The 13689-nt window shown below is 70.8% G+C and carries 10 protein-coding genes; 6 read left to right on the top strand and 4 right to left on the bottom strand.

The window, feature by feature from the left end; all coding sequences use genetic code 11:
• The first annotated feature begins 20 nt into the window (after positions 1-20).
• From tig to clpX, 4 genes are all read left to right on the top strand, one after another.
• Positions 21-1412: a trigger factor gene (gene tig, locus ACFVFH_RS04030; RefSeq protein WP_383762977.1), complete on the top strand. Its 1392-nt coding sequence runs from the start codon at positions 21-23 to the stop codon at positions 1410-1412.
• A 265-nt stretch (positions 1413-1677) separates the two neighbouring features.
• On the top strand, positions 1678-2283 hold the full coding sequence (locus tag ACFVFH_RS04025; protein ID WP_164495234.1) for an ATP-dependent Clp protease proteolytic subunit: 606 nt from the start codon (positions 1678-1680) through the stop codon (positions 2281-2283).
• Positions 2284-2362: 79 nt separating this feature from the next.
• Positions 2363-3043 carry an ATP-dependent Clp protease proteolytic subunit gene (locus tag ACFVFH_RS04020; RefSeq protein ID WP_329198695.1) on the top strand — a complete coding sequence of 227 codons (681 nt, stop codon included), beginning with the start codon at positions 2363-2365 and terminating at the stop codon, positions 3041-3043.
• Between the two features lie 157 nt (positions 3044-3200).
• Complete coding sequence (clpX, locus tag ACFVFH_RS04015; protein ID WP_093542560.1) at positions 3201-4499, top strand: ATP-dependent Clp protease ATP-binding subunit ClpX; 1299 nt, start codon at positions 3201-3203, stop codon at positions 4497-4499.
• Between the two features lie 74 nt (positions 4500-4573).
• Here the strand turns inward: clpX and ACFVFH_RS04010 are convergent, their stop codons facing one another.
• Entirely contained in the window at positions 4574-5620 is a 1047-nt protein-coding gene (locus ACFVFH_RS04010; protein ID WP_383763586.1) for a hypothetical protein, read from the bottom strand.
• 153 nt (positions 5621-5773) lie between these two features.
• Here ACFVFH_RS04010 and ACFVFH_RS04005 point away from each other — a divergent pair, with 153 nt between their 5' ends.
• On the top strand, positions 5774-8395 hold the full coding sequence (locus ACFVFH_RS04005; protein ID WP_383762974.1) for a valine--tRNA ligase: 2622 nt from the start codon (positions 5774-5776) through the stop codon (positions 8393-8395).
• Positions 8396-8484: 89 nt separating this feature from the next.
• Here ACFVFH_RS04005 and ACFVFH_RS04000 read toward each other — a convergent pair whose 3' ends face one another.
• The 3 genes from ACFVFH_RS04000 to ACFVFH_RS03990 all read right to left on the bottom strand — a co-directional run bounded on the left by ACFVFH_RS04000 (position 8485) and on the right by ACFVFH_RS03990 (position 12035).
• On the bottom strand, positions 8485-9855 hold the full coding sequence (locus tag ACFVFH_RS04000) for a glycosyltransferase (RefSeq protein WP_383762971.1): 1371 nt from the start codon (positions 9853-9855) through the stop codon (positions 8485-8487).
• A 111-nt stretch (positions 9856-9966) separates the two neighbouring features.
• On the bottom strand, positions 9967-11115 hold the full coding sequence (gene wecB, locus ACFVFH_RS03995) for a non-hydrolyzing UDP-N-acetylglucosamine 2-epimerase (protein WP_383762969.1): 1149 nt from the start codon (positions 11113-11115) through the stop codon (positions 9967-9969).
• A 200-nt stretch (positions 11116-11315) separates the two neighbouring features.
• Complete coding sequence (locus ACFVFH_RS03990) at positions 11316-12035, bottom strand: response regulator transcription factor (RefSeq protein WP_383762966.1); 720 nt, start codon at positions 12033-12035, stop codon at positions 11316-11318.
• A 118-nt stretch (positions 12036-12153) separates the two neighbouring features.
• Between ACFVFH_RS03990 and ACFVFH_RS03985 the strand changes: the two genes are divergently transcribed.
• Positions 12154-13686, top strand: a complete 1533-nt coding sequence (locus tag ACFVFH_RS03985; RefSeq protein WP_383762963.1) for a bifunctional folylpolyglutamate synthase/dihydrofolate synthase — start codon at positions 12154-12156, stop codon at positions 13684-13686.
• Positions 13687-13689 lie beyond the last annotated feature (3 nt).

Below are 13689 nucleotides of genomic sequence, written 5' to 3'. Positions count from 1 at the left end.
AGCCACAAGGAGACCGAACCGTGAAGAGCGCCGTGGAGACCCTGAACCCGACCCGGGTTCGGCTCACTGTCGAGGTGCCCTTCGAGGAGCTCAAGGACAGCCTCGACGCGGCGTACAAGAAGATCAACCAGCAGGTCACGGTGAAGGGCTTCCGCAAGGGCAAGATCCCTGCCCGGGTCATCGACCAGCGCTTCGGCCGCGGTGCGGTGCTGGAGGAGGCCGTCAACGACGCCCTCCCGAAGTTCTACACCGAGGCCGTCAACGAGGGTGAGCTCAATGTCCTCGGTCAGCCCGAGGTCGACATCACCGAGCTGAAGGACGGCGAACTGCTGGCCTTCACCGCCGAGGTTGACGTACGCCCCGAGATCGAGATTCCGGACTACTCCGGCATCGAGGTCACCGTCGACGCCCTCGAGGTCAGCGACGAGGACGTCGAGAAGGCCGTGGAGCAGCTCCGCGAGCGCTTCGCCTCCACCAACCCGGTCGAGCGCGCCGCCGCCGAGGGCGACGTCGTGACGATCGACCTGGAGGCCAAGGTCGACGGCGAGGTCCTGGAGGACGGCGTGGCCGAGGGTGTCTCGTACACCATCGGTTCCGGTGAGCTCCTCGACGGCATCGACGCCGCCGTCACCGGCCTGGAGGCGGGTGGCGAGGCCACCTTCACCTCCCAGCTGAAGGGCGGCTCCGCCGAGGGCAAGGACGCGGAGGTCACCGTCAAGGTCGCCACCGTCGCCGCCCGCGAGCTCCCCGAGCTGGACGACGAGTTCGCCCAGATGGCGAGCGAGTTCGACACCCTCGACGAGCTGAAGGCGGACAGCCGCAAGCGCCTGGAGAACACCAAGCAGTACGACCAGGCCACCCAGGCCCAGGAGCGTGTCCTGGACGAGCTGCTCAAGCTCGCCGAGGTCCCGATCCCGGAGAAGCTGCTGGCGGACGAGGTCCAGACCCGCAAGCACAACCTGGAGCACCACCAGCTCGGCCAGATGGGCCTGACCCTCGACAAGTACCTGGAGATCCAGGGCAAGACGGCCGAGGAGTTCGACGCCGAGACGTCCGAGCAGGCGATCAAGGGCATCAAGACCCAGTTCATCCTGGACGAGATCGTCAACAAGGAGAAGCTGAACGTCAACCAGGAGGAGCTCACCGAGCACCTCATGAGGCGTGCCGCTTCCTCCGGCATGAGCCCCGACCAGTTCGCCCAGGCCGTCGTCGAGGGCGGCCAGGTGCCGATGCTCGTCGGCGAGGTCGCCCGGGGCAAGGCGCTGGCCGTGGTCGTCGAGGCCGCCAAGGTCGTCGACACCAAGGGTGAGGTCGTCGAGCTGGAGGACGAGGAGGAAGCGGCCGAGGAGGCCGTCGAGGCTGCCGAGGGCACCGCCGACGCCGCCGAGGCCACCGAGGAGAACGAGGCCTGAGCCTCGCGCTGAACCCGAACGACGGGCTCCGGACGCCGCTGCGTCCGGAGCCCGTCGTCGTATGGCGTACGGTGCCCCACAACCCTTGTGCGGACTGCGGAGCTTGCGCTCCCAGCGAACAGTTGCGGAAGCGGGATGGCGTTGTCCTACCTGCGCGTTAGGGTCCATGAAGAGGAAGGGCAGGGGAGCCCCCGCCCACCCGGTACGAAGACGCTGAGACGGCCGGAGCCGTCAGAGACGAGCAGGTGGATACGTGACGAATCTGATGCCCTACGCCGCCGGAGAGCCGTCCCTCGGTGGAGGCCTCGGTGACCAGGTCTACAGCCGGCTGCTCGGCGAGCGCATCATCTTCCTCGGCCAGCAGGTCGACGATGACATCGCCAACAAGATCACCGCGCAGCTGCTTCTTCTCGCCGCGGAGCCCGAGAAGGACATCTACCTCTACATCAACAGCCCCGGCGGCTCGGTGACGGCCGGCATGGCGGTCTACGACACCATGCAGTACATCCCGAACGACGTGGTCACCATCGGTATGGGCATGGCGGCCTCGATGGGCCAGTTCCTGCTCACCGGCGGCACCGCGGGCAAGCGCTTCGCGCTCCCGAACACCGACATCCTCATGCACCAGGGCTCGGCCGGCATCGGCGGTACGGCCTCGGACATCAAGATCCAGGCCCAGTACCTGCTGCGCACCAAGCAGCGGATGGCGGAGATCACCGCCCGCCACTCCGGCCAGACCGTCGAGACGATCATCCGCGACGGCGACCGCGACCGCTGGTACACCGCGGAGGAGGCCAAGGAGTACGGCCTCATCGACGAGATCATCACGATCGCATCGGGCGTTCCGGGCGGCGGCGGCACCGGCGCCTGATCCGGCACCGACCGGACCGGGCCCACCGCCCCGCGCACCTCTCGTACGCCGAGACACCCAGCCACAGAACGCCACCAGGATGGTGAACACCCACATGAACAACTTCTCCGGCGCCTCCGCGAGCGGCCTCTACACCGGCCCGCAGGTGGACAACCGCTACATCGTGCCGCGCTTCGTGGAGCGCACCTCGCAGGGCGTGCGTGAGTACGACCCGTACGCGAAGCTCTTCGAGGAGCGCGTGATCTTCCTCGGCGTGCAGATCGACGACGCCTCCGCCAACGACGTCATGGCGCAGCTGCTGTGCCTGGAGTCGATGGACCCGGACCGGGACATCTCGATCTACATCAACAGCCCCGGCGGCTCGTTCACCGCGCTCACCGCGATCTACGACACGATGCAGTTCGTGAAGCCGGACATCCAGACGGTCTGCATGGGCCAGGCGGCCTCCGCCGCGGCCGTGCTGCTCGCCGCGGGCACCCCCGGCAAGCGGATGGCGCTGCCCAACGCCCGGGTGCTCATCCACCAGCCGTCCTCGCAGACCGGCCGCGAGCAGCTCTCCGACCTGGAGATCGCGGCCAACGAGATCCTGCGGATGCGCACCCAGCTGGAGGAGATGCTGGCCAAGCACTCCACCACGCCGATCGAGAAGATCCGCGACGACATCGAGCGCGACAAGATCCTGACCGCCGAGGACGCCCTCGCCTACGGTCTTGTCGACCAGATCGTGTCGACCCGCAAGCAGGCGGCCACGGCCGTCTGACGTCGGCCTTCGCCCCTTGGCACGGCGGGTTCGCACCGCATCCGCGGTGTGAACCGTGCCAAGGGGGGCCCGAACGGGGGCCAAGGCAAGGTACCGTCGGATAGAGGCACCAGGAGCCGCTGAACCAAGCTGCTCCCAGGCGAAGGGGAAGCACCTCGTGGCACGCATCGGTGATGGCGGCGACCTGCTCAAGTGCTCGTTCTGCGGAAAGAGCCAGAAGCAGGTGAAGAAGCTCATCGCGGGTCCCGGTGTGTACATCTGCGACGAGTGCATCGATCTCTGCAACGAGATCATCGAGGAAGAGCTCGCGGAGACCTCCGAGGTGCGGTGGGAGGAACTCCCCAAGCCGCGCGAGATCTACGAGTTCCTCGAGGGGTACGTCGTCGGGCAGGAGCCCGCGAAGAAGGCCCTCTCGGTCGCTGTGTACAACCACTACAAGCGGGTCCAGGCGGGTGAGAACGGCGGCGCCCAGGGCCGGGACGACGCCATCGAGCTGGCCAAGTCCAACATCCTGCTGCTGGGCCCCACGGGCTCCGGCAAGACCCTGCTCGCGCAGACACTGGCCCGCATGCTCAACGTCCCGTTCGCCATCGCCGACGCGACGGCGCTGACGGAGGCCGGCTATGTCGGCGAGGACGTCGAGAACATCCTGCTGAAGCTGATCCAGGCCGCGGACTACGACGTCAAGAAGGCCGAGACCGGGATCATCTACATCGACGAGATCGACAAGGTCGCCCGCAAGAGCGAGAACCCGTCGATCACCCGCGATGTCTCCGGCGAGGGCGTCCAGCAGGCCCTGCTGAAGATCCTGGAGGGCACCACCGCCTCCGTACCGCCGCAGGGCGGCCGGAAGCACCCGCACCAGGAGTTCATCCAGATCGACACGACGAACGTGCTGTTCATCGTGGGCGGTGCCTTCTCCGGTCTGGAGCGGATCATCGAGTCCCGGGCGGGTGCCAAGGGCATCGGCTTCGGCGCCACGATCCGTTCCAAGCGGGAGATCGAGGCGAGCGACCAGTTCCAGGAGGTCATGCCGGAGGACCTGGTGAAGTTCGGGATGATCCCGGAGTTCATCGGCCGCCTCCCCGTCCTGACCTCGGTCCACAACCTGGACCGCGAGGCTCTGCTCCAGATCCTCATCGAGCCGCGCAACGCGCTGGTGAAGCAGTACCAGCGCCTGTTCGAACTCGACGGTGTCGAGCTGGACTTCGACCGCCCGGCCCTGGAGGCCATCGCCGACCAGGCGATCCTGCGCGGCACCGGCGCGCGTGGCCTGCGGGCCATCATGGAAGAGGTCCTCCAGTCCGTGATGTACGAGGTGCCGTCCCGCAAGGACGTCGCCCGCGTCGTCATCACGGCGGACGTCGTCCGCAACAACGTCAACCCCACGCTGGTCCCGCGCGAGCCGCGGACGATCGGCAAGGGCGACGGCGGACGGCACGAGAAGTCCGCGTAGCGGCAGCCGCAGACAGACGGAAGGGGCGCCCGGCCAGGTGAACTGGCGGGCGCCCCTTCCGTGCTGCGGTGCGGTCAGATCTTGGTGCGCGACGTGTTGTAGAGCTTGGCGGCCAGGGCGGCCGCATCGTCCTGGGCCATGCCCTTGCCGGCCATGGCCTGCCCGAGGTCGATACCGATGACCACACCGACCGTGCTGTAGTCGGCCCACACGCAGATGGGCGCGGTGAACTCCTTGGGCCCCGCCCCCTGCACGTTTCCGTCGCCCTTGCTGTTCACGGCCTTCAGGTCCTGGCACTTCATCAGTGCTCCGTCGAACCCGGCCGGCTTCACCGCCTTGGGGCTCCCGACGAGGGAGTACTCCACGCCCTCGTTGGACTTCTTCATGCTCTTCTCGGTGTCCGAGAAGGAGTTGTCGATGATCTTCGCGGGATCGGTGACCTCGCCCCAGAAGCCCCGGAGCGTCACGGTCTTCATGCTGAGCTGGTTCTCCTGGGAACCCGACGTGTAAGAAGCCCCCGTCTGCTGGGGGTTCTTGAAGCCGAGCGCTTCGAACTGCGTCTTCTGCGAGCCGGTCGCCGGACCGGACGGCTCCTGCGCCGCGGTGCTGCTCTTCTTGTAGCCGTCCAACGACGCCGCCGGCGTCAGCTTGTACCCCTTGGTGGAGTCCGCCACGTCGCTGTTGCTGGCACCGCCCGAGGTCAGGAAGTACACCCCGCCCCCGATGACCGCCAGCGCCACGATGACGCCGCCGATGATCAGGCCGGTCTTCTTCTTCGGCTCCGCCGGCGGCATCGCGCCGTAGGGCTGCTGGCCGCCGTACGGGGGAGTGGGGGGCTGCTGGCCGTACGGGCCGGGCTGCTGGGCCTGGGGGTAGCCGTAACCCGGCTGGGGCTGCTGCTGCGGCGGGACGCCCTGGGGCGCCTGCTGGGGGTAGCCGTAGCCGGGCTGGCCCTGGGGCGGCTGGCCGCCGTACGGACCCGGCTGCTGGCCGTAGGGACCCGGCTGGCCCTGCGGCTGCTGGCCGTACGGGCCGGGCTGGCCCTGCGGGGGCTGGCCGCCGTACGGACCCTGGCCCTGGGGCGGCTGGCCGCCGTACGGGCCCGGCTGGTTGTAGCTCATCTGCGGTGTCCCCTGTTCGGAAATGCTCATCGGAATGCTTATGCGTTCCGAACATCCTGACGGAAGCTCCACCCGTGTGGAGCACCGGGAGGCACACCGTTACTGAACAATCCCGTTTCAGTGCACGACTGTGACGGCCCTAAACTGTCCCCCGTGACCGAGAACACTCAGCAGACGCCAGCCAGCAACCCCGAACTGCCGACCCAGTACACACCGGCCGAGGTAGAGGGGAAGCTGTATGAGCGCTGGGTAGAGCGGGGTTACTTCGAAGCCGACGAGCACAGCGAGAAGCCGCCGTACTCCATCGTCATCCCGCCGCCGAACGTCACGGGCAGCCTGCACCTCGGGCACGCCTTCGAGCACACGCTGATCGACGCCCTGGTCCGCCGCAAGCGCATGCAGGGCTTCGAGGCGCTCTACCAGCCGGGCATGGACCACGCCGGCATCGCCACCCAGAACGTCGTCGAGCGCGAGCTCGGCAAGGAGGGCAAGTCCCGCCACGACCTGGGCCGGGAGGCCTTCGTCGAGCGCGTCTGGAAGTGGAAGAACGAGTCCGGCGGCCAGATCTCCGGCCAGATGCGCCGCCTCGGCGAGGGCGTCGCCTGGTCCCGTGAGCGCTTCACCATGGACGAGGGCCTGTCCAAGGCCGTCCAGACGATCTTCAAGCGGATGTACGACGAGGAGCTCATCTACCGCCGTGAGCGCATCGTCAACTGGTGCCCGCGCTGTCTCACCGCGATCTCGGACATCGAGGTCGAGTACCAGGAGGACGACGGCGAGCTCGTCTCCATGACGTACGGCGAGGGCGACGAGACGATCGTCGTCGCGACGACCCGTGCCGAGACGATGCTCGGTGACACCGCCGTCGCCGTCCACCCCGACGACGAGCGCTACCGGCACCTGGTCGGCAAGCAGATCAAGCTGCCGCTGACCGACCGTACGATCCCGGTCGTCGCGGACCACCACGTCGACCCCTCGTTCGGCACCGGTGCCGTCAAGGTCACGCCCGCCCACGACCCGAACGACTTCGAGATCGGGCTGCGCCACGACCTGCCGTTCCTCACCGTCCTCGACGAGCGCGCGGTCATCACCGTCCCCGGCCCGTTCCAGGGCCTGGACCGGCTGGAGGCCCGCTCCGCGATCGTCGCGGCCCTGCGCGCCGAGGGCCGGATCGTCGCCGAGAAGCGGCCGTACGTCCACTCCGTCGGGCACTGCTCGCGCTGCAAGACCACCGTCGAGCCCCGGCTGTCCATGCAGTGGTGGGTCAAGGTCGCCCCGCTCGCCGAGGCGGCCGGTGACGCCGTCCGCGACGGCAAGGTCAAGATCCACCCGCAGGAGATGGAGAAGCGGTACTTCGACTGGGTCGACAACCTCCACGACTGGTGCATCTCGCGCCAGCTCTGGTGGGGCCACCGCATCCCCGTCTGGCACGGCCCCGACGGCGAGATGGTCTGCGTCGGACCGGACGAGGAGCCGCCCACGGGCGAGGGCTGGACCCAGGACAGCGATGTCCTGGACACCTGGTTCTCCTCCGGCCTGTGGCCGTTCTCCACGCTCGGCTGGCCCGAACGGACCGACAGCCTCGCGAAGTTCTACCCGAACTCCGTCCTGGTCACCGGCTACGACATCCTCTTCTTCTGGGTCGCCCGGATGATGATGTTCGGCCTGTACGTCAACGACGGCGTCCCGCCGTTCGAGACGATCGTCCTGCACGGCATGGTCCGCGACGAGCACGGCAAGAAGATGTCGAAGTCCTTCGGCAACGTGGTCAACCCGCTGGACTGGATGGACAAGTACGGCTCCGACGCGCTCCGCTTCACCCTGGCGCGCGGTGCCAACCCCGGCGTCGACGTCCCGATCGGCGAGGAGTGGGTCCAGGGTTCCGCCAAGTTCTCGAACAAGATCTGGAACGCCACCCGCTTCGCCCTGATGAACGGCGCCACGATCGAGGGCGAGCTGCCGTCCGCCGACGAGATGTCGGTGACGGACCGCTGGATCCTGTCCCGCCTCAACAAGACCGTCGCCGAAGTCGACGCGTACTACGACGACTTCCAGTTCTCCAAGCTCAGCGAGGCGCTGCGGCACTTCGCCTGGGACGAGGTCTTCGACTGGTACGTCGAGCTGTCCAAGACCACGTTCTTCGGCGGTGGCCGTCCGGCCGAGGTCTCGGGCCGGGTCCTGGGCGAGGTCCTCGACGTGATGCTGCGGCTGCTCCACCCGGTCGTCCCGTTCGTCACGGAGACGCTCTGGACGGCCCTCACCGGCCGGGAGTCCGTCGTCATCGCCGACTGGCCCACCGACTCGGGCTTCCGCGACGACGCGGCCGAGCGGGAGATCGAGCTCGTCCAGCAGGTCGTCACCGAGGTCCGCCGGTTCCGCTCCGACCAGGGTCTCCAGCCCGGCCAGAAGGTTCCGGCCGAGCTCACCCTGACCGGCACGCCGCTGGCCCCGCACGAGGCGGCCATCCGCCAGCTGCTGCGGCTCCAGCCCGCCGAGGAGGGCTTCCACGCCACCGCGTCGCTGCCCGTCGCGGGGGCCACGGTCGCCCTCGACCTCTCCGGCACCATCGACGTCGAGGCCGAGCGCAAGCGCCTGACGAAGGACCTGGGCGCCGCCGAGAAGGAGAAGGCCCAGGCCCTCGGCAAGCTCTCCAACGAGGCGTTCCTCGGCAAGGCCCCGGACAACGTGGTCGACAAGATCCGCGGCCGCCTCGCCAAGGCCGAGGCCGACATCGAGCGGATCTCCGGTCAGCTGGCGAACCTGCCGCAGAGCTGATCACCTGAGCACGGAGCCCCCGCACCCCTGACCGACCAGGGGCGCGGGGGCTCCGCCCGTTTCCACGCAAGGGCAGGACCCGCCCACGGTCAGGACTCCAGCGCCACCGGGCCCGCGGTCACCGGCTCCGCGTTGCGCCGGGTCTTCGCCCAGCCGTTGCGCCCGCGCAGCATGCGCGCGAAGGCCCGCGCCGAGACGATGAACAGGTGGTACGCGTACAGCCAGAGCGCCAGCCCCCACAGCAGCGAGCGCCCGAACGAGGCGTCGGGGGCGTGGTCCCGGCGGTAGACCGGACCCCACAGCACGAACGGCGCGATCGACACCACGGCCAGCGCGAGTATCAGCGGCCAGTGGTCCAGCAGCGCGGCCGCCGCCCCGTCGGCGCCCTGTCCCCGGACCGCGCCGACGGCGAGCGCGCCGAGGAGCACCACGGTCAGCGCCAGCGTCACCAGATGGGCCAGCGGCTGGACGAAGGTGTACAGGGTCTCCAGCACCCCGCGGCCCGGGATGTGCCGGGACGAGACGATCCGGGGCGTGTAGCGCACGCACTGGAGGTTGCCCTGCGCCCAGCGGGTGCGCTGGGTCAGCAGCCGACGGGCGCTGGGCAGCGCCTCCTGGGAGACCCAGGTGTCGGCGACGTGCGTGGTGCGGTAGCCGGCCAGCAGCATGTGGAGGCCCAGCTCGTAGTCCTCCAGGAGGGCCCCCTGCCGCCACGGGCGGCGTTCGGCCTCGCCGATCCGGTCCAGCGCGCCGAGCCGGGTGAACTGGCCGTTGCCGCCGAGGCCGGTGGAGCCCGTGCGGTTGCGCAGCAGCTGCATCCCGGCGTTGGAGACCGCGAACTCCATGTCCTGCACCCGCACCAGGACCCGGGCCGCGGCGTTCACCAGGCGCCCGCGCTCCGGGAAGGGGCGCCGGTCCGCCGCATTGCGCATCCGCACCCCGATCTGCACCCCGCCGACGTCCGGATCACCGAAGGCGGCCGGGCCCGACACCAGCTCCAGGGCGCGCGGGTCGAGCTGCCCGTCCGCGTCCACGACACAGACGACGACCCTCGAACGGTCGGTGCCCTCCGGCAGCAACGCCCCGAGGCGGTCGTACGCGGCGTTGAGCGCGGCACCCTTCCCGGTCCTGGCGTCCGGGCGGCGGCGCCGGACCAGATGCACCCGGGGGTCGTCGGCGGCGAGCGCCGCGACCACGGCGCCCGTGCGGTCCTCGCTGTCGTCGTCGATCACCCAGACGGCCGCCGCCGGGAAGTCGGCCCGGAGCCGGGCCACGGTGGTGCCGACGACCGCCTCCTCGTCCCGGCAGGGCACGAAGAAGTGCCAGTCGAACAGGGCGGCGTCGCCCGGCACGACCGGGGGGCGCCGCAGGTACGCCCAGCGGGCCCCGGCCCAGTAGAGCAGGAAGCCCGCGAGGAGGACGAAGGGATAGACGGCCACGGAGAGGGACGGGACGGGCATGGGGCTGCGTCCTTACGACGGCGGAAAGTACGACGGCACGACGACGGAAAGTACGGCGGCGGGGAGTACGACGGCAGGGAGTGCGACGGGCACGGCGGCGGGAGGGCGGGTTCAGGCGGCGAGCGCCGTGGGGGACCCGGCGGCCCCGGCCTCCCCGGCGGCCGCGGCGACGAGCCGCGCGATCCGTTCGGCGGCCCGGCCGTCGCCGTACGGGCTGGGCAGCCCGGCCAGCCGGCGCAGCCCGCGGTCGCCCTCCGCGAGCCGCAGCCGCGCCAGCCTGCCGAGCTCCGGGCCGGGGGACACGAGGGCGGCGAAGCGGGCCATCGCCTCGGGGCGCTCGGTGGAGCGGCGGACCACGATCAGCGGGCGGCCCAGCACCGTGCACTCCTCCTGGATGCCGCCCGAGTCGGAGACCAGCAGGGCGGCGTGGCGGGCCAGGGCCAGGAAGTCCCCGTAGCCGAGCGGCTCCAGCACCCGGATCCCGGCCAGCAGCCCGCCCAGCCGCTCCGCCTCGACCCGGGCGCGGGTGCGCGGGTGGAGGGGGAACAGGACGGGGGTCCCGTCGGCGGCGAGGGCGGCCAGCTCGGTGAGGACGGCGCGCAGCGTCTGCGGGCCGTCGGTGTTCTCCGGGCGGTGCACGGTGGCCAGTACGTAGCGGTCGGGGACGAGCCCGTGGCGGGCCAGCAGCGCGGAGCGCCGCCCGTCGCCGGGCAGATGGGCCCGGACGGCCTCGACGACGGTGTTGCCGGTGACGGAGATCCGGTCGGCGGCGACGCCCTCGGCGAGCAGGTTCGCCCGGTTCTCGGGGGTCGCCGCGCAGAGCACGTCGGAGACCGCGTCGACCAGGACGCGGTTGTGTTCCTCCGGCATCGCCGGGTCGTGGCTGCGCAGTCCGGCCTCGACGTGGACGAGCGGGACGGCCCGCGCGTTGGCGGCGAGGGCGCCCGCCAGGGTGGCGTTGGTGTCGCCCTGGACGACGACGGCGGCGGGCCGGTCCCGGGCGAACAGCGCGTCCAGCTGCTCCAGCGAACGGCCGATCTGGACGGCCCGCGAGGCGCCGCCGACCTCGGCGAGCACCTCGGGGCGGGGGAGCCCCAGCTCCTGGAGGAACCGGCCCGACATGGCGTCGTCCCAGTGCTGGCCGGTGTGGATCAGCCGGGTGGCGTCGCCGAGCCGGTGGACGACGGGCGCCAGCTTCACCAGCTCGGGCCGGGTGCCCAGGACCACGGCGACGGAACGGGCGGGCAGTGCGCTGTGCATGGGTGTTCTCTGTTCCTTCTCGCCGTTCCCGGACTGGTGGGGAGGCTCAGACTGGACGACGGCGGTGGCGGAACGGGTGTACGCCGGTTGCAGCCGGGGTGCGGCGCGCCCGCCCGGCGCCGGAGGGGACCTGCGTCCGGGACCTTGTACCCGCAGGGGCGCCGCACACAGGGTCCTCCTGCCCGGGTCCGGGCCGGACCTCAGTCCTGACCGGGCCGCCGCGCGGAGCCGCCGGCCGGCGGGTAGCGGTACCCCACGCCCCGTACGGTCTCGATGGGCGCCGGCGCACCGGTCGCGCGGGCGATCTTCCGGCGCAGCCGCAGCACGGCGTACTTCACCCGGGAGGCGTCGCTGCCCGCCGGTACGTCCCACACCGTCCGGAGCAGCCGGTCAGCGGAGAGCACCTGCCCGGGGTGGCGGGCGAACGCCAGCAGCAGGTCGAACTCGATCGGGGTGAGGTCGAGCGGATGTCCCGCGAGGACGGCCTCATGGGTGCCCAGGTCCAGGGTCAGCAGCCCGTCCTCGACGAGGGGCGCGGGTCCGGGCGGGGTCCCGGCGGCGCGCCGCAGCCGGGCCCGCAGCAGCGGCAGGTGCAGCCGGTCCGGCAGCTCGGCCGTCAGATAGTCGTCGGCCCCGGCCTCCAGGGCGCGGGCGGCGTCCGCCACCCGGTACGTCAGGTCCACCACCGCGATCGGCAGATCGCTCATGTCACGCACCCGGCTCAGCACCTCCCACGGATCGAGTCCGGGCAGCCGGAGGCTGAGGACCAGGCCGTCCGGACGGTACTCGTACAGGGCGCGCAGCACCTTCTCGCCCGAGTGGACGACCACCGTCCGGTACTGCGGGCCGGCGGCCAGCCGGGCGAGTGCCGGGTGCAGGCCGTCGGGCGCGGCGATCAGGAGCAGCGGACGGGAGGGCACACCTCCCACCATGCGCCCGATTGGCGCGGCCCGCCGACGGCGGCCCCGGAGCCGGGGCGATGCGCCCCCGTCACCGGGCGCTGCGTGCGATGTCGGTGCCCATCCGTAGACTGGCCCCGTGAGTGAGCCCCGCCCTTCCGACCGGCACGACAACTCCGATTCCGACGACGCCTTCGCGGAGATCGTCGACGAAGAGACCCAGCGCGACCCCGACCTGGCGGTGATCGAGGCCGGGAGCCGCACGCTGCGCACCCGCTCCGGGCCGCCGCAGGGCGAAGAGGTCCCGGCCCGCCCCGCCGATCCCGAGGTGGACAAGGCGCTGCGCGCGGTGGAGCAGGAGCTCGCCGGCCGCTGGGGCGAGACCAAGCTGGAGCCCTCCGTCGCGCGGATCGCCGCGCTGATGGACGTGCTCGGTGATCCGCAGCGCGCCTACCCCTCGATCCACATCACCGGGACCAACGGCAAGACGAGCACGGCCCGCATGATCGAGGCGCTGCTCGGCGCCTTCGACCTGCGCACCGGCCGGTACACCTCGCCGCACGTCCAGTCGATCACCGAGCGGATCAGCCTGGACGGCTCCCCGATCGCCCCCGAGCGCTTCATCGAGGCGTACGAGGACATCAAGCCGTACGTGGAGATGGTCGACGCCCAGCAGCCGTACCGGCTCTCCTTCTTCGAGGTGCTGACGGGCATGGCCTACGCGGCCTTCGCCGACACGCCGGTCGACGTCGCGGTCGTCGAGGTCGGCATGGGCGGCAGCTGGGACGCGACCAACGTCATCGACGGCTCGGTCGCCGTCGTCACCCCCATCTCGCTGGACCACACCGACCGCCTCGGCACCACGCCCGCCGAGATCGCCGGGGAGAAGGCCGGGATCATCAAGCAGGGCGCCACGGTCGTCCTGGCCCAGCAGCCGGTGGACGCGGCCCAGGTCATGCTGAAGAAGGCCGTCGAGGTCGACGCCACGGTGGCCCGGGAGGGCATGGAGTTCGGCGTCGTCTCGCGCGAGATCGCGGTCGGCGGCCAGCTGCTGACGCTGCGCGGCCTCGGCGGCGCTGCCACCGAGTACACCGAGGTCTTCCTCCCGCTGTACGGCGCCCATCAGGCGCACAACGCGGCGGTGGCGCTCGCCGCGGTCGAGGCGTTCTTCGGGATCGGCGCCGAGCAGCCCGGCTCGCTCGACGCCGACACGGTCCGCCGGGCCTTCGCCTCGGTGATCTCCCCGGGCCGCCTCGAAGTCGTCCGCTCCAGCCCCACCGTCGTCCTGGACGCGGCGCACAATCCGGCGGGCGCCCGCGCCACCGCCGACGGGATCTCCGAGGCTTTCGGCTTCTCCCGGCTGATCGGAGTGGTCGGCACCAGCGCCGACAAGGACGTCAAGGGACTCCTCGAAGCCTTCGAGCCGATCTTCGCCGAGATCGTCGTCACCCAGAACTCCACCCCCCGCGCGATGGACGTCGACGAGCTGGCCGCCCTCGCGGTCGAGGTCTTCGGCGAGGACCGCGTCCAGGTGGAGCCGCGGCTGGACGACGCCCTGGAGGCGGCGATCACCCTCGCCGAGGAGGAGGACGAGTACGCGGGCGCCGGGGTCCTGGTGACCGGTTCCGTGATCACGGTCGGCGAGGCCCGGCTGCTTCTGGGAAGGCGCTGACCC

This window comes from Streptomyces sp. NPDC057697, from assembly GCF_042799335.1.
Classification (GTDB): Bacteria; Actinomycetota; Actinomycetes; order Streptomycetales; family Streptomycetaceae; genus Streptomyces.
Note: the sequence above shows the minus strand (reverse complement) of the source record. Positions and strands in the feature narration are given on the sequence as shown.